General features: G+C 71.8%; 17 protein-coding genes and 1 tRNA gene. 6 read left to right on the top strand and 12 right to left on the bottom strand.

The features are described 5' to 3' along the window. Nucleotides 1-40 precede the first annotated feature (40 nt). Together ABZS51_RS29745 and ABZS51_RS29740 are read left to right on the top strand one after the other, a co-directional pair. The gene (locus ABZS51_RS29745; RefSeq protein ID WP_355447727.1) at nt 41-1,297 is read left to right on the top strand and encodes a lipopolysaccharide biosynthesis protein; all 1,257 of its coding nucleotides are present in this window, start codon (nt 41-43) and stop codon (nt 1,295-1,297) included. Beyond that, complete coding sequence (locus ABZS51_RS29740; protein WP_355447724.1) at nt 1,294-2,193, top strand: sulfotransferase; 900 nt, start codon at nt 1,294-1,296, stop codon at nt 2,191-2,193. The genes ABZS51_RS29745 and ABZS51_RS29740 overlap by 4 nt, the downstream gene beginning before the upstream one ends. A gap of 29 nt (nt 2,194-2,222) precedes the next feature. Here ABZS51_RS29740 and ABZS51_RS29735 read toward each other — a convergent pair whose 3' ends face one another. The 12 genes from ABZS51_RS29735 to ABZS51_RS29680 all read right to left on the bottom strand — a co-directional run bounded on the left by ABZS51_RS29735 (nt 2,223) and on the right by ABZS51_RS29680 (nt 13,902). Continuing rightward, entirely contained in the window at nt 2,223-2,999 is a 777-nt protein-coding gene (locus tag ABZS51_RS29735) for a WecB/TagA/CpsF family glycosyltransferase (RefSeq protein ID WP_355447721.1), read from the bottom strand. A 56-nt stretch (nt 3,000-3,055) separates the two neighbouring features. Beyond that, nucleotides 3,056-3,994, bottom strand: coding sequence for a glycosyltransferase family 2 protein (locus ABZS51_RS29730; protein WP_355447718.1), 939 nt, complete (start codon nt 3,992-3,994; stop codon nt 3,056-3,058). After that, a complete protein-coding gene (locus ABZS51_RS29725; RefSeq protein WP_355447715.1) occupies nt 3,991-4,872 on the bottom strand; it encodes a sulfotransferase in 882 nt (293 codons plus the stop codon). The genes ABZS51_RS29730 and ABZS51_RS29725 overlap by 4 nt, the downstream gene beginning before the upstream one ends. A 185-nt stretch (nt 4,873-5,057) precedes the next feature. Next, entirely contained in the window at nt 5,058-6,320 is a 1,263-nt protein-coding gene (gene cysN, locus ABZS51_RS29720) for a sulfate adenylyltransferase subunit CysN (RefSeq protein ID WP_310709659.1), read from the bottom strand. Nucleotides 6,321-6,324: 4 nt separating this feature from the next. Continuing rightward, nucleotides 6,325-7,239 (bottom strand): sulfate adenylyltransferase subunit CysD, encoded by a 915-nt coding sequence (cysD, locus tag ABZS51_RS29715; RefSeq protein WP_310709658.1) that lies wholly within the window; start codon nt 7,237-7,239, stop codon nt 6,325-6,327. Nucleotides 7,240-7,257: 18 nt separating this feature from the next. Then, nucleotides 7,258-8,097: a 3'(2'),5'-bisphosphate nucleotidase CysQ gene (locus ABZS51_RS29710; protein WP_355447712.1), complete on the bottom strand. Its 840-nt coding sequence runs from the start codon at nt 8,095-8,097 to the stop codon at nt 7,258-7,260. After that, nucleotides 8,097-9,557, bottom strand: coding sequence for a sugar transferase (locus ABZS51_RS29705; protein ID WP_355447709.1), 1,461 nt, complete (start codon nt 9,555-9,557; stop codon nt 8,097-8,099). The genes ABZS51_RS29710 and ABZS51_RS29705 overlap by 1 nt, the downstream gene beginning before the upstream one ends. Before the next feature lie 92 nt (nt 9,558-9,649). Beyond that, nucleotides 9,650-10,234, bottom strand: a complete 585-nt coding sequence (pth, locus tag ABZS51_RS29700; protein ID WP_310709655.1) for an aminoacyl-tRNA hydrolase — start codon at nt 10,232-10,234, stop codon at nt 9,650-9,652. A gap of 124 nt (nt 10,235-10,358) precedes the next feature. After that, a complete protein-coding gene (locus tag ABZS51_RS29695) occupies nt 10,359-10,967 on the bottom strand; it encodes a 50S ribosomal protein L25/general stress protein Ctc (protein WP_355447706.1) in 609 nt (202 codons plus the stop codon). A 213-nt stretch (nt 10,968-11,180) separates the two neighbouring features. Further along, the gene (locus ABZS51_RS29690) at nt 11,181-12,158 is read right to left on the bottom strand and encodes a ribose-phosphate diphosphokinase (protein WP_310709653.1); all 978 of its coding nucleotides are present in this window, start codon (nt 12,156-12,158) and stop codon (nt 11,181-11,183) included. 64 nt (nt 12,159-12,222) lie between these two features. Beyond that, nucleotides 12,223-13,707 (bottom strand): bifunctional UDP-N-acetylglucosamine diphosphorylase/glucosamine-1-phosphate N-acetyltransferase GlmU, encoded by a 1,485-nt coding sequence (gene glmU / locus ABZS51_RS29685; protein WP_355447703.1) that lies wholly within the window; start codon nt 13,705-13,707, stop codon nt 12,223-12,225. A 123-nt stretch (nt 13,708-13,830) separates the two neighbouring features. Beyond that, a tRNA-Gln gene (locus tag ABZS51_RS29680) sits at nt 13,831-13,902 on the bottom strand. A 294-nt stretch (nt 13,903-14,196) separates the two neighbouring features. Between ABZS51_RS29680 and ABZS51_RS29675 the strand changes: the two genes are divergently transcribed. From ABZS51_RS29675 to ABZS51_RS29660, 4 genes are read left to right on the top strand one after another with little or no spacing between them, the layout of a single operon-like run. After that, nucleotides 14,197-15,135: an acyl-CoA desaturase gene (locus tag ABZS51_RS29675; protein ID WP_355447700.1), complete on the top strand. Its 939-nt coding sequence runs from the start codon at nt 14,197-14,199 to the stop codon at nt 15,133-15,135. A gap of 43 nt (nt 15,136-15,178) precedes the next feature. Next, nucleotides 15,179-16,126, top strand: a complete 948-nt coding sequence (locus tag ABZS51_RS29670; protein ID WP_310709767.1) for a TetR family transcriptional regulator — start codon at nt 15,179-15,181, stop codon at nt 16,124-16,126. Nucleotides 16,127-16,179: 53 nt separating this feature from the next. Beyond that, a complete protein-coding gene (locus ABZS51_RS29665; RefSeq protein ID WP_310709650.1) occupies nt 16,180-18,243 on the top strand; it encodes an RNA degradosome polyphosphate kinase in 2,064 nt (687 codons plus the stop codon). Continuing rightward, complete coding sequence (locus ABZS51_RS29660; protein WP_310709649.1) at nt 18,230-19,069, top strand: NUDIX hydrolase; 840 nt, start codon at nt 18,230-18,232, stop codon at nt 19,067-19,069. Before ABZS51_RS29665 ends, ABZS51_RS29660 begins: the two co-directional genes overlap by 14 nt. Nucleotides 19,070-19,081: the final 12 nt, after the last annotated feature.

Genomic DNA, 19,081 nt, shown 5'->3' with positions numbered 1-19,081 from the left:
TAATAGGAAAGTTTCCTATTTGCTAGTGGCATTTTCGGCCGTGGGAGAGCCGTCAGAGCCGCTCCAGGATGGTGACGTTGGCCTGGCCGGGGCCGCCGCGGGCGCGCTGGCCCAGTTCCTGCTCGTCGTGATCGTCACCAGGGCGTTCACGGCCGAGCAGGCCGGGGCGTTCTTCACGGCCACGGCGCTGGCCCTCATGGCGGCCGGGATGGCCAAGCTGGACGCGGGCAACGGGCTGGTGTTCTTCATCGCCCGGGCCGGGACCTACGACTACCGCGGCATATCCGGATATATCCGGGCGGCGTTGGTGCCGTGCGCGGTGGTGTCCGCTCTCGCCGCCGCCGTCCTGCTCCCCCGGCTGGGGCTCCTCGCGCTGGCGCTCCCGGTCATCGTCGCGGGCGACGTGCTGCTGGCCGCCACCCGCGGGTTCGGCGCGATGCGGCCCACCGTGCTCCTCGACGGCCTCATGCTGCCGGTCGCCCAGCTCACGCTGGTGGCCGCCGCCGCCCTCGCCGCCGCTCCCGGCTGGCTGCCGCTCGCGTGGGCGCTGCCGTACGCCCCCGTGCTGGTCCTGTCCGCGTTCGGGGTGCGCGGTCGGGCGCCACGCACCCCGTACCTGCCGGGCACGGCCCGCGACCTGTGGCGGCACACGGCGCCGCGGGCGGTGGCCGGGGCGGTGCAGGCGGTGTTCCAGCGGCTCGACATCGTGGTCGTCGCCCTGCTCGGCGGTCCCGCCCAGGCCGCCGTCTACACCGCCGCCACCCGGTTCAAGGTCGTCGGCCAGCTCGCCGGCCAGGGCATGGCGCAGGCCGTACAGGCCCGGCTGGTGCGGGCGATGGCCGAGGGCGAGCTGGCACGCGCCCGGGAGCTGTACCAGGCGACGACGGCGTGGCTGGTGCTGGTGACGTGGCCGGTCTGGCTGGGGTACGCGGCGCTCGCGCCGTGGGCGCTCGGCCTGTTCGGCCCCGCGTACTCCTCGGCGGTGCCGGTCGCGCTCGTGCTGGCCGCCACGATGATGGTGGCGACGGCCTGCGGCATGGTGGACGTGGTGCTGACCGCCGCCGGGCACACCACGGCCAGCCTGGTCAACCTGGTCGCCGCGACGGCCGTGACGATCGCCCTCGACGTGGCGCTGATCCCCGGTCACGGTGCGCTCGGGGCGGCCCTCGGCTGGTCGGGCGGCACGCTGGTGAAGAACCTCCTGCCGCTGTGGCGACTCCACCGCCGCTACGGCCTGCACCCCTTCGGCCGCCACACCCTGACCGCCCTGCGGGTACGCTCCTGGGCCGCCGCGTGACGGCCGGGCCGCCGATCCTCGTCACCGGCTTGCCGAGAAGCGGCACGAGCTGGACGGGCAAGATGCTCACGGCCGGTCGCGGGGCGGTCTACGTCAACGAGCCGCTCAACCCCCAGCACCCGCCCGGCCACTCCCCCGGCGTCCTGCGGGCCACGGTCACGCACCGGTTCCAGTACATCTGCGACGACAACGCACACGACTGGCTGCCCGCCTTCCGCGACACGGTCGCCCTGCGCTACCGGTTCGGCGCCGAACTGCGCGCCAACCGCTCGCCGTACGACCTGGCCCGGATGCTCAAGTACGGCACGGCGTTCACGCTGGGCCGCCTGGCAGGGCGGCGGGCGCTGCTCGACGACCCGTTCGCGGTGCTGTCGGCGGCCTGGTTCGCCGCGCGGCTCGGCTGCACGGTGGTGGCACTCGAACGCGACCCGGTCTCCTTCGTGGCGAGCTGGCAGCGGCTCGGCTGGACGGTCTCCTTCCATGAGCTCCTCGGCCAGCCGCTCCTCGTCCGCGACCATCCCGAGCTGCTGGAGCTCGGCCCGCTCGCCGGCTCGCGGGACCGGGTCGCCCAGGCCGCCGCGCTGTGGCGGGCGACGCATCGGATCCTCGCCCGCACGCCGGGCATCCTGGTCGTCACGTACGAGTCGCTGGCCGCCGATCCCGTGGCGGGCTTCCGGCGCCTGTACGGGCACGCGGGCCTGACCTGGTCGCCGGCCGTGGAGCGCCGGGTGGCGCGGGCCTGCACCGGGGGCGGCGGCCCGGAGCGGGGGTTCGCCTGGTCGGGGCTGTCGAGGACGGCGTACCGCAGGATGGACTCCCGTCAGGCGCTGTCCAGGGCCGCCCAGGGGCTGACGCCGGAGGACGTGACCCGCGTCCGCGCCCTCACCACCGCCTGACGACCCCGCCCGCCAGGCGTGCCGGGTCGTCAGGCGGCCGGCGAGGACCCCGCCGGCGAAGGCGCTGCCGGCGCGGAGGCGGGCGTGCGGCGGGCGAGGAGGCTCCCCGCGAGAAGGCGGGCGGCGAAGGGCAGGTCGTCGACCAGGTAGCGGCGCGCCAGCCGGCCCGGCTCCGTCAGCAGGCGGAACGTCCACTCCAGCCCGGCGGTCCGCATCCAGCCCGGCGCCCGCGGCACCGCGCCCGCCGCGAACGCGATGGCCGCCCCGCACCCGACGAACCACGCGTCCGGGAGCCGCTCGCGCAGCAGCGAGACGAGCCGGTCCTGGCGCGGGAAGCCGAGCCCCACGAACACGATCCGGGGCCGCGCCGCCACCACCCTGCGCAGCACGCGGGCCCGCCCGGCGGCGGTGCGGTCGAAGGCGTACGGCGGGGACTCCACCCCGCAGACCCGCAGCCGGGGAAGGCGGCGCACGAGGGCGCGCGCCGCCGACACGGCGACGCCCGGCGGCCCTCCGAGCAGGTACACAGGCCACCCGTGCTCGGCGGCCGGCCCGCTCAGCGACCAGATCAGGTCGGCCCCCGTGACCCGCTCGGGCAGCGGGGTGCCCAGCAGCCGGGCCGCCCACACCAGGGGCATCCCGTCGGCCACGACTAGGTCGGCGCTGTTGACGAGGTCCCTCAGCGCGGGGTCGGCGGCGGCGGAGCGGCAGATGTCGACGTTGGGCGTGACGATGCGCCCGCCCCGCCCCGCCGCCAGCCCGGCCACCACCCTGGCGACGACCTGCGACTCGCTGAGGGCGTCCACCGTGACCCCTCCGACGGCCACCCTGCCGGGCACCCGCGGTACGCCGTCACCGCCCGTCAAATGCCGTGCCCCCGGCCGTGCAGCAGGGTCAGCACCGTCGCCGCCGGGATGAGCCCGGCCGCCACCGCGAGGGCGATGGGAGCACGCGGCTCGGCCGGCCGGGCGCCGAACGCCCGCATGGCCCAGCGCCCGGCCTCGCGCCGGTGACCCAGGGCGGCGTGGTGGAAGGCGAGCTGCCCGTAGACCCGGGCCGCGCCGCGCGGGTCGGCGGACAGGCCGGCGTGCCGGGCCAGCATCCACTCCAGCCCGGCGATGCGCTCGCTCCACCGGGCCACGTAGTGGGACGCGCCCCAGTGGACGCGGACGAGGGGACGGTCGACGTGGGCGATGGGATGACGGCGGGCGGCGCGCAGGGCGAGGTCCCAGTCCTCGTTCTGGCCGCCGGGGGCGCTCTCGTCCACCCACAGGCCGCCCCGCCTGAACAGGAACGTGGAGGAGTGCACCATCACCATGCGGGAGCGGAGCAGGTCGGCCTCGGTCACGGTGGTGGTGCCGGCCAGCCGCGGCACCCGGTGCCCGCCGTGCTCGACCTCGATGCCGCAGCTCGCGAACTCGGCCCCCGTCTCGGCGAGGACGCGGATCTGGGCGGTGAGCTTGCCGGGCAGCCACTGGTCGTCGTCGTCGCAGAAGGCGACGAGATCGGTGTCGGAGGCGGCGATGCCGGTGTTGCGGGCGCCGGGCAGGCCAGGAGTGAGGCCGTTGGACAGCACCCGGAGGTCGTGAGCGTCGCGAAGGCCGGCGAGTCCGTCGAGGACCGCCCCGGGGTTCGCGCCGTCGGCCACCACGACCACCGAGATCCGCCCCGGGTGGTCCTGCGCCAGTGCCGCGCGTACGGCGGCGAACAGGTGTCCGGGCCGGTCGCCGCGCGTGGGGATCACCACGCCGACCGACGGCGTCCCGGCGCGGGTCCCGCCGGGAGCGGGCGGCCGGGTCACGCGGTCACCCCGTGGTAGCCGTACCGGGATCGCAGGGGCCAGGTGAGGGCGGCGACCAGCCCGCGGTGGGCGCCGGAGCGCCACGAGTCGTCGAACGCCAGCCCGACCGGCCCCACGGCGAACCGCATGGGGTTGCCCGACACCGTGTGGGCCGTCGTGATGTGCGCCGTGGACCCGGTGACGAACGGGAACTCCGCCGGCAGGCCGAGCCGCTGCGCGAGTCCCTTCAGCGTGGCCTCCGGCGCGGCGACGAGGTCCTCGTAGCGCAGCCGGGTGACCTGGACGGCCGGCTCGCCCCGGCGGGCGAGAAGGTCCAGGGCGATGTTCTGGGCGGTCCAGTGGAAGGCGGTGCGGGCGGGGCCCCAGCGGGTCATCGGTCGCCCGTCCTCGGGCCGGCGTACGGCCCTGCGCCAGGAGTGGGCGACGGCCCGGGGGTCGCGCACCACGTGGACGACGTGGATGCGCGCCCCGCCCTCGGCCAGGCAGTGGGCCAGGGAGGCGTGCTTGCTGGAGTCGATGACGACGCTCGCGCCGGCGACCTGCGCGGCGGCGTCGTGGACGCGGCGGTAGGCGCGGACGTACTCGTCGAGGTCGGGGTGGCCGATGCTGAGGACGCGGCGGGTGCGGTCGATGCGGTGGCGCAGGGAGAGCACCCGCTCGGCGAGCGGTCGCGTCCAGCCGCCGAAGGCCCGGTCGCCGACGGCCGTCCAGAACGGGCAGGCGCCGAACGGCCGGCCGCAGCCGCACAGCTCGCCGGCCAGGACGCCACGGGCCCAGAGGTGGACCACCTCACCGAGGGGCGCCACGCCGGGCAGCTCTCCCAGCAGCCTCTCCAGGAGCGTGGTGCCGCTACGGCCGAGGCCTCCCAGGAAGACCACCCGGGGGGCTGTCGAAGGGTGAGTCACGGGGGAATGGGCTTTCCTGTACTAGTCGTTACACGGAACGTGGCGAGACTAGCGCGGAGAGTAACGGGAGCGTCAGTGAAAGCCCAAAAGATCTAACCGGGCCCGGAGACGGCACCGGCCCCCGCCCGTGCGGGCGGGGGCCGGAAGCAGCCGGTGGATCAGTGGGCGTCGATGATCATGCCGGCGGCCACCGTGCCGTTGGTGGCCTCGTCCACCAGGATGAAGCCGCCGGTCAGCCGGTTGCGCGCGTAGTCGTCGACGAACAGCGGCTGCGTCACCCGCAGGGTCACGCGGCCGATCTCGTTGAGGCCGAGCGAGGTGGCCTCCTCGTCGCGGTGCAGCGTGTTGACGTCGAGCCGGTAGTGCAGGTCGCGCACGAGCGCCCGCGCTGTGCGGGTGGTGTGCTTGATGGTGAGCTTGCTGCGGGGCGCCAGCTTGGCGGTGTCGGCCATCCAGCAGACCATGGCTTCGAGGTCCTGGGCCGCGTGCGGCTGGTTGTTCGGGCGGGCGATCATGTCGCCGCGCGAGATGTCGAGGTCGTCCTCGAAGCGCAGCGTGACCGACATCGGAGGGAACGCCTCCTCCACCGGACCGTCGAAGGTGTCGATGGAGGCGATCCGGGTGCTCAGGCCCGAGGGCAGGTGCACGACCTCGTCGCCCGGCTTGAGCACGCCGCCCGCGACCTGGCCGGCGTAGCCCCGGTAGTCGTGGAAGGCGTGGTCGGTGGCCCGCTGCGGGCGGATGACGTACTGGACGGGGAAGCGCACGTCGACGAGGTTGCGGTCGGAGGCGATGTGCACGTTCTCCAGGTGGTGCAGCAGCGACGAGCCGTTGTACCAGGGCATGTTCTCCGACCGGGAGACGACGTTGTCGCCGTTGAGCGCGGAGATCGGGATGAACGTCAGGTCGTTCACGTTGAGCTTGGAGGCGAACGCGGTGAACTCCTCGCGAATCTCGTCGAACCGCTCCTCGGAGTAGTCGACCAGGTCCATCTTGTTGACGGCCAGCACCAGGTGCGGCACCCGCAGCAGCGAGGTCAGGAAGGCGTGCCGGCGCGACTGCTCCAGCACGCCCTTGCGGGCGTCGATGAGGATGATCGCCAGGTCGGCGGTGGAGGCGCCGGTGACCATGTTCCGGGTGTACTGGATGTGCCCGGGCGTGTCGGCGATGATGAACTTGCGGCGCGGCGTGGCGAAGTAGCGGTAGGCCACGTCGATCGTGATGCCCTGCTCGCGCTCGGCCCGCAGGCCGTCGGTGAGCAGCGACAGGTCGGTGTACTCGGTGCCGCGGTCGCGCGAGGTGCGCTCGACGGCCTCCAGCTGGTCCTCGAAGATGGCCTTGGAGTCGAAGAGCAGGCGCCCGATCAGGGTGGACTTGCCGTCGTCGACGCTTCCCGCCGTGGCGAAACGCAGAATGTCCATCGGTCTAGAAGTAGCCTTCCCGCTTGCGATCCTCCATGGCGGCCTCCGAAGCGCGGTCGTCGGCCCTGGTGGCCCCGCGCTCGGTGATCCGGGTGGCCGCGATCTCTTCGATGATCTCCTCGACCGTGGCGGCCGTGGACTGCACCGCTCCGGTGCAGGTCATGTCGCCGACGGTGCGGTAGCGCACCACGGCCTCGAACAGCGCCTCGTCGTCGCCGCGCTGGACGACGTCGGCGTCGGGCAGCAGCATGCCGTCGCGCTCGAACACCTTGCGGGTGTGGGCGAAGTAGATCGACGGGATCTCGATGCCCTCGCGCCGGATGTAGTCCCAGATGTCGAGCTCGGTCCAGTTGGACAGCGGGAAGACGCGGATGTGCTCGCCCTTGCGGATGCGGGAGTTGTAGAGGTTCCACAGCTCGGGGCGCTGGTTCTTCGGGTCCCACTGACCGAAGTCGTCGCGGAAGGAGAACACCCGCTCCTTGGCCCGGGCCTTCTCCTCGTCGCGCCGGGCGCCGCCGAAGACCGCGTCGAACTCGTGCTCCTCGATGGCGTCGAGCAGCGTGGTGGTCTGCAGCCGGTTGCGCGAGGCGCGCCGGCCGGTGTCCTCGACCACGCGGCCCGCGTCGATCGAGTCCTGCACGCTGGCCACGATGAGCCGCGCGCCGAGCTCCTGGGACCGGCGGTCGCGGAACTCGATGACCTCGTCGAAGTTGTGACCGGTGTCGACGTGCATGAGCGGGAACGGGATCGCCGCCGGCCAGAACGCCTTCTCGGCGATGCGCAGCATGACGATGGAGTCCTTGCCGCCGGAGAAGAGCAGACAGGGACGCTCGAACTCCGCCGCGACTTCGCGCATGATGTGGATGGCTTCGGCCTCGAGCACGTCGAGCTGCGACGTCGTGTAGTCGCGCTGGAGCATGGGAGCTTCCTCCGGCGGTTAGCGGTGCAGGTCCCGGATCCCGGCGAGCAGGGTTGACGCCAAGTCCGGTAGGGAAACAAGAATATCCGGTAGTGAGGGGTCCGCCCTGTTGTAGGTGAGCGGCGTGCCGTCGATGCGGCTGGTGTGCGCTCCTGCGGCCTGTGCGACGGCCACCGGAGCGGCGGAGTCCCACTCGTACTGACCGCCCGCGTGGACGTACGCCTCGACGTCGCCGGTGAGCACCGCGGAGATCTTCGCCCCGGCCGAGCCGATGGGCACGAGGTCGGCGCCGACGAGGTAGGCGAGCTTCTGGACGAACTCCGGAGGGCGGGTGCGGCTGACCGCGATGCGGAACCTGCCGCGCTCCAGGGTGGGCAGCTTGGGCGGCTCGGCGGTGCTGAGCGTGCGGCCCTGGGCGGGCAGCGCCACGGCGCCGGCGGTGAGCCGGTCGCCCTCCCACAGGGCGACGTGCACGGCCCAGTCGGACCTGCCCTCCTCCGTGCTTGTGGTCGCGCTCCCTTCGGCCCCGTCCTGGTCACGCAAGCTGCCTCTTTCGGGGCCGGCTCGCCGCTCCGAGAACTCCCTTGTCCCGTCCAGCGGGTCCACGATCCACACGCGGGGCGCGCTCAGCCGGCGCGGGTCGAGCCGGTCCTCGCGGCTGGACTCCTCCGACAGCACGCAGTCGCTCGGGCGCAGCCGCGCCAGCGACTCCATGAGGAACACGTGGGAGGCCCGGTCGCCGAGGGCGCGCAACCCCGCGGGGTCGGCGAAGCCCTCGCGGGCGCGGAGCGCCAGCAGCCGCTCGCCCGCCTCGGTGGCCAGGTCAGCGGCGAGGGCGTGGTCGTCGCGAATCGTCATCAGTAAGCTCCTTGCCCGCGGGCGACGGCCGACCAAGTCTTCCACAGGATCTGGAGGTCGAGCATGAGGGACCAGTTCTCCACGTAACGCAGGTCGAGGCGGACGGATTCCTCCCACGACAGGTCGGATCTGCCGCTCACCTGCCACAGGCCCGTGAGTCCGGGGCGGACGAGCAGCCGGCGACGCACGTCGTCGCCGTAACGGTCGACCTCTTCGGGGAGGGGCGGACGGGGGCCGACGAGCGACATGTGCCCGAGGACCACGTTGACGAGCTGGGGCAGCTCGTCGAGGGAGTGGCGGCGCATGAGGGAGCCCAGCGTGGTGACCCGCGGATCGTTGCGGATCTTGAACAGCACGCCGTCGGCGTCGCTGACGAGGGTGATCTTCTGGCGCTCGGAGCCGCGCCGCATCGTGCGGAACTTCACAATCGTGAACGGCCTGCCGTCCCTGCCGACGCGGGTCTGCCGGAACAGCGCCGGGCCCGGGCTGGTGGCGCGGACCGCCACGGCCAGCGTGAGCAGCAGCGGGGACAGCAGGACGAGCAGCGCCGCGGCCACCAGCCGGTCGAAGACGTTCTTGACGAGCTGGCGGGCGCCGGTGAGCTCCGGATGCTCGACGTGCAGCAGCGGAAGCCCGGCGGCGGGCCTGATCGTGGTGCGCGGCCCGGCCACCTCCATCAGCGCGGGCGCGACCACCAGCTCGGTGTGGGTGCGCTCCAGCCGCCAGGCCAGCCGGCGCAGCGCCACCCCGTCCATCTCGGGGCACGCCAGTACGGCCACCGTGTCGGCGGCGGCCTGGTCGACGACGATGGGCACGTCGCTGAAGTCGCCGGCGACGGGCACCCCGGCCACCCGCCCACCCGGCACCTCGGCCGGCAGGCAGGCGGCGACGATCTCCATGCCGTGGTAGCGCTCGCGCCGGAAGAGCTGCACCAGCTCGGCGACCGAGGCGGCGTGGCCCACGGCGACGACCCTGCGCATGCAGGAGCCGCGGGCCCGGCGACGGTGCAGCGAGCGGCGCAGGCCGTACCTGAGCAGCAGCGTGAACAGCGTGACCAGGGGCAGCGCGAGGACGACGTAGCCGCGGGCGATGTCGGTCTTGGTGAGGTAGGAGCCGATGGCCGTGGCGGCGGTCAGCGCGACGCCGCACTGCACGACGCGGCGGAACTCGTCGGAGCCGATGCCGATCATGCGCGGCTCGTACGCCCGGTTGAGCGCGACCGCGCAGATCCACAGTCCGGGCAGCAGCGCGCTGACGAGGAGGTAGGGCGCGGCGTAGGGGGTCAGCTCGCCGAAGCGCAGGAAGAAGGCCCCGGCCGAGCCCGCGGCGGCGCCCAGCAGGTCGGCCGCGAAGGCCCGCGCGCGGTAGGCCCGCACCCATGCGGGCAGCCGCGGGCTCACCCTCCACGAGGAGTCAGGCCCGAACCCGACGACGGTCAGCAGCCCCTCGCCGTCGCTCACCTCGCGCCTCCCCGTGATGCGTCCGTAACCGACAGTCACCAGATAGTAGCGCCAGGCACCTGGGCAGTGTCGCGAACGGACCTATGTGGGGATCAGCGTGGAGGGCCGGAAATCTTGAGATCTGCCCGATGAAACTCGTTCTGGGTGACTTCGAGCCCGCGTTCCATGAGCGACTCGACCACGTCGGCGGCGCGGTCCACGAGGAAGGGGAGGTCCTTGCGCTCGGCGGTGGCGAAGTCGCGGAGGACGAAGGCGGCGGCGTCCATGCGGCCCGGCGGGCGGCCGATGCCGAAGCGGACGCGCAGGTAGTCGCGGGTGGCCAGCGACTTGGTGATGGACTTGAGGCCGTTGTGGCCGTTGTCGCCGCCGCCGAGCTTGGCGCGCAGCGCGCCGTAGGGCACGTCCAGCTCGTCGTGGACGACGATCAGCCGGTCAGGGCCGATCTTGTAGAAGTCGCACAGCGCCTTGACAGGGCCGCCCGACAGGTTCATGTACGTGAGCGGCTTGGCGAGGATCGCGGCGCGGGTCTCCAGCACCTCGGCCCGGCTCTTGTGCGCCTTGAACCTGCCGCCGGCCCGTGCGGCCAGCTCGTCGAGCACCATGAAGCCGGCGTTGTGCCGGTTGCCCGCGTATTCGGCGCCGGGATTGCCCAGCCCGGCGATGAGCCAGCGGTCCATGAAGTCTCCTCAGGCGCGAACACGGCTTGCGGGCGCGGGGACGCCCCCGGCTCAGGGCTCGGGGATCGGGGTCGAGGCGCGGGACGGGGCGGCCGGACGCGCCGGCCGCCCCGCCGACCGGCGACTACTCGGCGGCTTCGGCGCTCTCGCCCTCGGCGCCCTCGCCCTCGGCGCCCTCGCCCTCGGCGGGGGCCTCGGCCTGCTTGGCGCTGACCTGGAGGATGACGGCCTCCGGGTCGGCGATCAGCGTGGCGCCCTTGGGCAGCTTCAGCTCACCGGCGGTGATGGCGGTGCCGACCTGCAGGCCCTCGATGTCGACGTCGACACCGGTCGGGATGTGGGTGGCCTCGGCCTCGACGGCGACGGAGGTCATCTGGAGGTCCAGGATGCCCTCGGAGTTGACGTCGCCGATCGTGGTGACCGGGATCTCGACGGTGACCTTCTCGCCGCGCTTGACCAGCAGAAGGTCGACGTGCTCGACGAAGCCCTTGATCGGGTCGCGCTGCACGCCCTTGGGCAGGGCCAGCTCGTCCACGCCCTCGCCGTGGAGGCGGATCAGCACGTTGGGCGTGCGCAGGGCGAGGAGGACCTCGTGACCGGGCAGGGTCAGGTGCTTGGGCTCGATGCCGTGCCCGTAGAGGACGGCCGGCACCTTGGCGGCGCGGCGGATCTTGCGGGCGGCGCCCTTGCCGAACGTGGAGCGCTGCTCGGCGGCGATACGTACTTCGGACACGACATCTCCTAGGGATGCATGGGAATCGGATCTGTGGCGCTCACCCTCACCCGCCCTAGCGGAAGGCGTTACGAGCGCGACCGACTCAGCTTACCGTGTTGAAACAGGCCGGGCTCCGCCCGGCGGGCCGTGATGGATGTCCTCGCTCCGCTGCGGATCCATCACGGCAAACAGGCCGGGCTCCGCCCGGCGGCCGTGGCCGGGCGGGGCACCTCAGGTGTCGCCCTCGAACAGGCTGGTGACCGAGCCGTCGGTGAAGACCTCGGTGATGGCCCGTGCGATGAGCGGCGCGATGGACAGCACGGTGAGCTTGTCGAAACGGGCGGCCTGCGACAGCGGGAGCGTGTTGCTCACGATGACCTCGCTGATGCGGGAGTTCTTCAGCCGGTCGACGGCCGGGTCGGAGAAGACCGCGTGAGTGGCGGCGACGATCACGTTGGTGGCGCCCTGCTCGTAGAGGGCGTCGGCCGCCTTGCAGATCGTGCCGGCGGTGTCGATCATGTCGTCGATGAGCACGCAGGTGCGGCCGCGGACCTTGCCGACGACCTCGTTGACCTTCACGGAGTTGGCCACGTCGAGGTCGCGCCGCTTGTGGATGAACGCGAGCGGCGTGCCCAGCGTGTCGGCCCAGCGTTCCGACAGCCGGACGCGGCCGGTGTCGGGCGAGACGACCGTGGTGGTGGCCAGGTCGAGCTTGTTCTTCAGGTAGCTCTCCAGGACGGGCATGGCGAACAGGTGGTCCACCGGGCCGTCGAAGAAGCCCTGGATCTGCGAGGTGTGCAGGTCGATCGACATGAGCCGGTCGGCGCCCGCGGTCTTGAACAGGTCGGCCATCAGGCGCGCGGTGATGGGCTCGCGCCCGCGGCCCTTCTTGTCCTGGCGCGCGTAGCCGAAGAACGGCATGACCACGGTGATGCGCTTGGCGGAGGCCCGCTTGAGCGCGTCGACCATGATGAGCTGTTCCATGATCCACTTGTTGATCGGGCCGGTGTGGCTCTGGATCACGAAGGCGTCGCAGCCGCGGACGGATTCGAGGTAGCGGGCGTAGATCTCGCCGTTGGCGAAGTCGATCAGCTTGGTCGGCGTGAGCGAGACGCCGACGTGCTCGGCGACCTCCTCGGCCAGCTCCGGGTAGGCCCGGCCGGAGAAGAGCATGAGGTTCTTCTCGCCGGGCTGCTTGATGCTGGTCACGAGCTCTCCTTCGTCGGTCTCATGACCACGGTGCTGTGTTCGTTGATGACCTCGACAAGCTCGGTCATGCCCCACTCTCCTGCTGATGCTGCTGGTCGCCCGGCGCCCGGCCGGCCTGCTCCTGCTCGGCCAGGGCGCGCTGTGCCGCCGCGGCCGACTTCGTGCCCGCGCGCCTGCGCAGGACCCATCCCTCGATGTTGCGCTGGCGGGCGCGGGCCACGCCGATCGCGCCCGGCGGGACGTCGCCGTCGATCACCGAGCCCGCCGCCGTGTAGGCGCCGTCGCCGATGGTCACCGGCGCCACGAGCATGCTGTCGCAGCCGACGAACGCGCCGTCGCGCACGGTGCTGCGGTGCTTGTTGACGCCGTCGTAGTTGACGAACACCACGGCGGCGCCGATGTTGACGTCGTCGCCGATCGTGGCGTCGCCCGCGTAGGACAGGTGGGGCACCTTGGAGCGCTCGCCGACCTGGGTGTTCTTCATCTCCACGAACGTGCCGGCCTTGGAGCCGCGGCCGAGGACCGTGCCGGGGCGCAGGTAGGCGTACGGCCCGACGCTGGCCCCCGGGCCGACGACCGCGGAGTCGCAGACGGCGTTGCGCACGACGGCTCCCGCGCCGACCCGGGTGGAGGTCAGCGTGGTGGCGGGACCGACCTCCGCGCCGGACTCGATGACGGTGCGGCCGTGGAGCTGGGTGCCGGGGTGGACGACCGTGTCGGGCTCGATCTCCACGTCCGCGTCGATCCAGGTGCTGGCCGGGTCCACGACGGTGACGCCGGCGCGCATGTGCCGCTCCAGCAGCCGCTGGTTGAGCAGCTTGCGGACCTGGGCGAGCTGGACGCGGTCGTTGACGCCCTCGACCTCGGCGAAGTCCGCGGCGGTGTGGGCGCCCACCCGGTGGCCGTCCTCGCGGAGGATGGACAGCACGTCGGTGAGGTACTCCTCGCCCTGGGCGTTGTCGGTGGACACCCGCTTGACGGCGTCGGTCAGGAGGGCTCCGTCGAAGGCGTAGATGCCGGAGTTCATCTCCCTGATGGCGCGCTGCTCGTCGGTGGCGTCCTTCTCCTCGACGATCGCGAGGACGGCGCCCGCCGGGTCGCGGACGATGCGGCCGTACCCGGTCGGGTCGGGCACCTCGGCGGTGAGGACGGTGACGGCGTTGCGGTCGGCGGCGTGGCGCGTCAGCAGCGCGGCGAGGGTCTCGGCGCGCAGCAGCGGCACGTCGCCGTAGGTGACGAGGACCGTGCCGTCGATCGCGCCGACCTCGTCGAGCACGGTGCGGACGGCGTGGCCGGTGCCGCGCTGCTCGCGCTGGACGACGGCCAGCGCGTCGGGGCTGGTCTCGGCGAGGTGGGCGCCGACGCGCTCGCGCGCGTGGCCGATGACGACGATCAGGCGCTCGGGACCGAGGTCCCGGGCGGCGGTGAGCATGTGGTCGAGCAGGGCTCGGCCGCACACCTCGTGGAGGACTTTCGGGGTCTGGCTCTTCATCCGGGTGCCCTCGCCTGCGGCGAGGACGATGACGGCTGCCGGGCGCGGCACACTCACGGACTGAGGCTCCCTGTGGCTGGACGGATCAGGGCTGGATGCGGCTACCGCACCGCTACCCTCCCGACACCGCGAGGATACCTGCCCGCCTCCCGGTCCACCGCGCAGGGGCGTGCCTCAATGCTCCCGGAAGAGGACTCGAACCCCTACAAAGTGGACCAAAACCACTTGTCCTGCCGATTAGACGATCCGGGATTAATCGGACGCGCGTGGCATCCGACACACCTACGATACCGAGCCCGCCCCCCGTCGCGCGCCCGCATGGGCAACGCCTGGATCACGCTCGCCCGATTGAGGCCACCCGCCCCGGGTAGGGCGTGGGGCTAGCAGATGTACCGAAAACGCGCAAGCCACGGAATCCACTCACCTCGGGCGACGAACCGTTGCCCATCACACATTCGCGGCTTAGGACTTCCTTACTTACGATGGCGTAGGTTACGGTTGCGTAGCTCGGACATTCATTGTCATACAGGTCGTGAGAGGTAGCCCATGACAGTTCTCGCCGAACGTCCCACCCCCGGACCGAAGCCCGACGCCGAACCCGAACCGCGAAGCAAGGCAGAGCTCGTCACCTTCGCCCTGGTGGTCGGGCTGCCGCTGATCGCGTTCGTGGCCGCCGTGCCGCTGGCATGGGGATGGGGCCTCGGCTGGACGGACATCGTGATCATGTTCGTCTTCTACGCCGTCTCGGGACTCGGCGTCACCGTCGGGCTGCACCGCTACTTCACGCACGGCTCGTTCAAGGCCAAGCGTCCCCTGAAGATCGCCCTCGGCATCGCCGGCAGCCTCTCGCTGGAGATGTCCGTGCTCGACTGGGTGGCCACCCACCGCAAGCACCACAAGTTCTCCGACAAGGAGGGCGACCCGCACTCGCCGTGGCGCTTCGGCCCCGGCTTCAGGTCGATGGCCAAGGGCCTGCTGTACGCGCACATGGGCTGGATGTTCGACGCCGAGCGCACCAACCGCGAGAAGTACGCCCCCGACCTGTGCAAGGACCCGGACGTGCGCAAGCTGCACAAGTGGTTCCCCGCGCTGGCGCTCACCTCGCTCCTGCTCCCGGGCGTCCTCGGCGGGCTGCTCACCTGGTCCTGGCAGGGCGCGCTGACCGCGCTGTTCTGGGGCTCGCTGGTCCGCATCGGCCTGCTGCACCACGTCACCTGGTCGATCAACTCGATCTGTCACGTGTTCGGCGAGGAGGACTTCCAGGTCCGCGACAAGTCCCGCAACGTGTGGTGGCTGGCGATCCCGTCCTTCGGCGAGTCGTGGCACAACCTGCACCACTCCGACCCGACCTGCGCGCGGCACGGCGCGCTGAAGGGCCAGATCGACCTGAGCGCCGAGGTCATCCGCGGCTTCGAGCGCCTCGGCTGGGTGTCCGACGTGCGCTGGCCGACTCCTGAGCGGCTGGCGGCGAAGAGGCTTGCCTGACAGTCAAGCCGTGGTGACCGGTCGCACGTCCGGCACCGCCATGATGGAACCCGTGACCGAACCCCGATCTCGCAGGCGCATGTCCGGAAGAGAGCGACGCGAGCAGCTGATCAACATCAGCCGCACGCTGTTCGCCGAGAAGGGGTTCGACGGGACCTCCATCGAGGAGATCGCGGCCACGGCCCAGGTCTCCAAGCCTGTCGTCTACGAGCATTTCGGCGGCAAGGAGGGCGTCTACGCGGTGGTCGTGGACCGTGAGATGCAGAAGCTGCTCACGATGATCACCGGGGCGCTCTCCGCCTCCCACTCGCTGATCAAGCTGGAGCGGGCCGCCCTGGCCCTGCTCCAGTACATCGAGGAGAGCAGTGAGGGGTTCCGCATCCTCGTTCGCGACTCCCACGCCGCCTCCGGCACGGGCACGTTCGCGAGCCTGATCAGCGAGATCGCGAGCCAGGTCGAGGACGTGCTCGCCGACGAGTTCTCCTCGCGGGGCTACGACCCGAAGCTCGCCCCCATGTACGCCCAGATGCTGGTCGGCATGGTGGCCCTGACCGGTCAGTGGTGGCTGGACGTGCGCAAGCCCGGCCGCGAGGAGGTCGCCGCGCACCTGGTCAACCTCGCCTGGAACGGTCTGACCGGCCTCAACCCGGACCCGTCGATCACGGTGACGACCCGGTCGCACCCGAGCCTGGCCAAGCCGCCGCGGCCCGTGGACAAGGGGGTGCCGGACAAGGCGCGCGAGCGGGAGCTGATGGAGGCGGAGAAGGCCCGGCTGCGGGAGCTGCGTGAGGCCGAGAAGGCCCGCGTCCGCGAGCTGAAGGAGCGCGAGCGCCTGCTCAAGGAGGCCGAGAAGGAGCAGGAGCGGCTGCTGAAGGAGGCGGAGAAGGTTCGCGAGCGCGAGGAGAAGCTGCGCCTGCGCGAGGCCCGTCTCGCGGAGCGGGCCGCGCGGCTCGGGCAGAGCGATTCTGGGCCGGTTGACCAGCAGGATTAAGTCATTGCGAGTTAGTTAACGTTCCGTTCAGACTTGTGGGGCATATTTCACCTATGTCCGTGGAACTGCTGCATCCTGGAAGTGACCTGCCCTTGCCCCAGGAGAGGTTCCTCAACCGCGAGGAGAGTTGGCTCCAGTTCAACGAGCGGGTCCTCGAGCTGGCCGAGGACTCGTCGCTCCCCCTCCTGGAGCGGGTGCGCTTCCTGGCCATCTTCGCGAGCAACCTCGACGAGTTCTTCAGGGTGCGGGTGGCCGGCCTGAAACGACGCATGGCCACCGGCCTGCTGCTGAGAACGAAGAGCGGGCTGAAACCCAGCGAGGAGCTGGCCCGGATCGCCACCATCGCCGAGGACCTGGCCAGACGGCACGCGGCCGTGTTCCACGAGACGATCGTGCCGAAGCTCGCGGCGGAGGGCATCGAGATCGCCCGCTGGGAGGACCTGGGCCGCGACGAGCGCACCGAGCTGCGCAAGCTGTTCCGGGAGCGGATCAGGCCCGTCCTCACGCCGCTGGCCGTGGACCCCGCCCACCCCTTTCCGTACATCTCGGGCCTCAGCCTCAACCTGGCCGTCGTGGTGCGCAACCCGTCCACCGACCACACCGTCTTCGCCCGGGTCAAGGTGCCGTCCCAGCTCCCCCGGTTCGTGCAGGCGTCGCCGAGCCGGTTCGTGCCGCTGGAGGACGTGATCGCGGCCCACCTCGGGCAGCTGTTCAAGGGCATGGAGATCGTCCAGCACCACGTCTTCCGCGTCACCAGGAACGAGGACCTCGACGTCGACGAGGACGTCACCGAGAACCTCATGCAGGCCCTGGAGAAGGAGCTGCTCAAGCGCCGCTTCGGCCCGCCCGTCCGGCTGGAGGTCGAGGACACCATCACGCCCGAGGTGCTGGAGCTGCTGGTGGACGAGCTGGGGGTGGCGCCCCACGAGATCTACCGCATCGCCGGGCCGCTGGACCTGACCGGCCTGCACGCCATCGCCGACCTCGACCGCGGCGACCTCAGCTACCGGCCGTTCGTGCCGGCCGAGGTGGTCAGCGCCGACGACGACATCTTCAGCGTGCTGCGCGAGCGCGACGTGCTGTTGCACCACCCGTACGACTCGTTCTCCACCAGCGTGCAGCGCTTCATCGAGATGGCCGCCGCCGATCCGAGGGTGCTGGCCATCAAGCAGACCCTCTACCGGACCAGCGGCGACTCCCCCATCGTGGACGCCCTCATCGACGCGGCCGAGGCGGGCAAGCAGGTCGTCGTCGTGGTCGAGATCAAGGCCCGCTTCGACGAGCACGCCAACATCTCGTGGGCCCGCAAGCTGGAGCGCGCCGGCTGCCACGTCGTCTACGGCGTCGTCGGGCTCAAGACCCACTGCAAGCTCGCCCTCGTCGTGCGGCAGGAGCCCTCCGGGGAGCTGCGCAGCTACTGCCACATCGGCACCGGCAACTACAACAACAAGACCGCCCGGCAGTACGAGGACTTCGGCCTGCTCACCGCGGACCCGCTGGTCGGCGAGGACGTCACCGACCTGTTCATCCACCTGACCGGCTACTCCAACCACTCGGCCTACCGCCGGCTGCTGGTCGCCCCGCACTCCCTGCGCGGCGGGCTGCTGGCCCGGATCGAGCGGGAGATCGCCCACCAGCGGGCCGGGCGGCCCGCGCGCATCAGGATCAAGACGAACTCCCTGGTGGACGAGCCGCTCATCGACGCGCTCTACCGCGCCTCACGGGCGGGCGTGCCCGTGGACCTGTGGGTGCGGGGCGTGTGCATCCTGCGGCCCGGCGTGCCCGACCTGTCCGAGAACATCCGGGTCCGGTCGGTTCTGGGCAGGTTCCTGGAGCATTCGCGGGTGTACGAGTTCGGGCTCGGCCGGCGCCCCGAGGTGTGGATCGGCAGTGCCGACCTGATGCGCCGCAACCTGGACCGCCGGGTCGAGGCCCTGGTCAAGGTCACCTCGTCGCAGCACCGGGCGTACCTGATCGACCTCATGGACCGGGTCATGGCCGAGACCACCAACGCCTGGTGGCTCGACGGCGACGGCAAGTGGGTCCACCACCCCGGCGAGGACCTGCAGAACCATCTGATCGCCACGCGCCGCTGGAGGACCGTTGACGACGACTGACGACCCGCTGCGCGCGGCCGGAGCCGTCGTCTGGCGCGGCGACGCGGCCGCGCCGGAGGTCGCCCTCATCCACCGCCCCCGCTACGACGACTGGACGTACCCCAAGGGCAAGCTCAAGGCCGGCGAGCACCCGGTGGCCGCCGCCCTGCGCGAGGTGCGCGAGGAGACGGGGCTCAGGGTCGCGCTCGGCCGCGCCCTGCCGCCCGTCCACTATCCGTACAAGGACCGGCTCAAGCGGGTCGACTACTGGACGGCCCGGGTCGTGGGGGACGACGGCTTCGCGCCCGGCGACGAGGTGGACGAGCTGCGCTGGCTGCCGGCGGAGGAGGCCCGCGCCCTGCTCACCCACGCGTGGGACGCGGATCTGACCGACGCGTTCATGGCCGCGCCGCTCACGACCACCCCGCTCGTCCTCGTACGGCATGGCTTCGCCGGGTCCCGGCGGGAATGGGACGGGGACGACACGTTGCGCCCGCTCGACGCCGACGGCGTGGCCCAGGCGGCGACGCTGGCCGCGGTGCTCCCCGCCTACCGGCCCGAGGAGGTGGTCAGCTCGCCCAGCCTGCGCTGCGTGCAGACGGTCGAGCCGTACGGCGCCCCGGTGCGGCTGGAGCCGCTGCTGAGCGAGGAGAGCCAGGACCCGGACAAGACCCCCGCGCTGGTGGCCATGCTGCGCGGGCCGGCGGTCGTGTGCAGCCACGGCAAGGTGCTGCCCCACCTGATCATGCGGCTCAGCGGCGACGACGTCCGGCTGGAGAAGGGGGAGTTCGCGGTGCTGCACCGGGTGGACGGGCGGGTCGTCGGCGTGGAGCGCTACCCCACCTGACGCCGGCCGTTC

Origin of the sequence: Nonomuraea sp. NPDC005501 (assembly GCF_040605905.1) — a bacterium.
Lineage (GTDB): Bacteria > Actinomycetota > Actinomycetes > Streptosporangiales > Streptosporangiaceae > Nonomuraea.
Note: the sequence above shows the minus strand (reverse complement) of the source record. Positions and strands in the feature narration are given on the sequence as shown.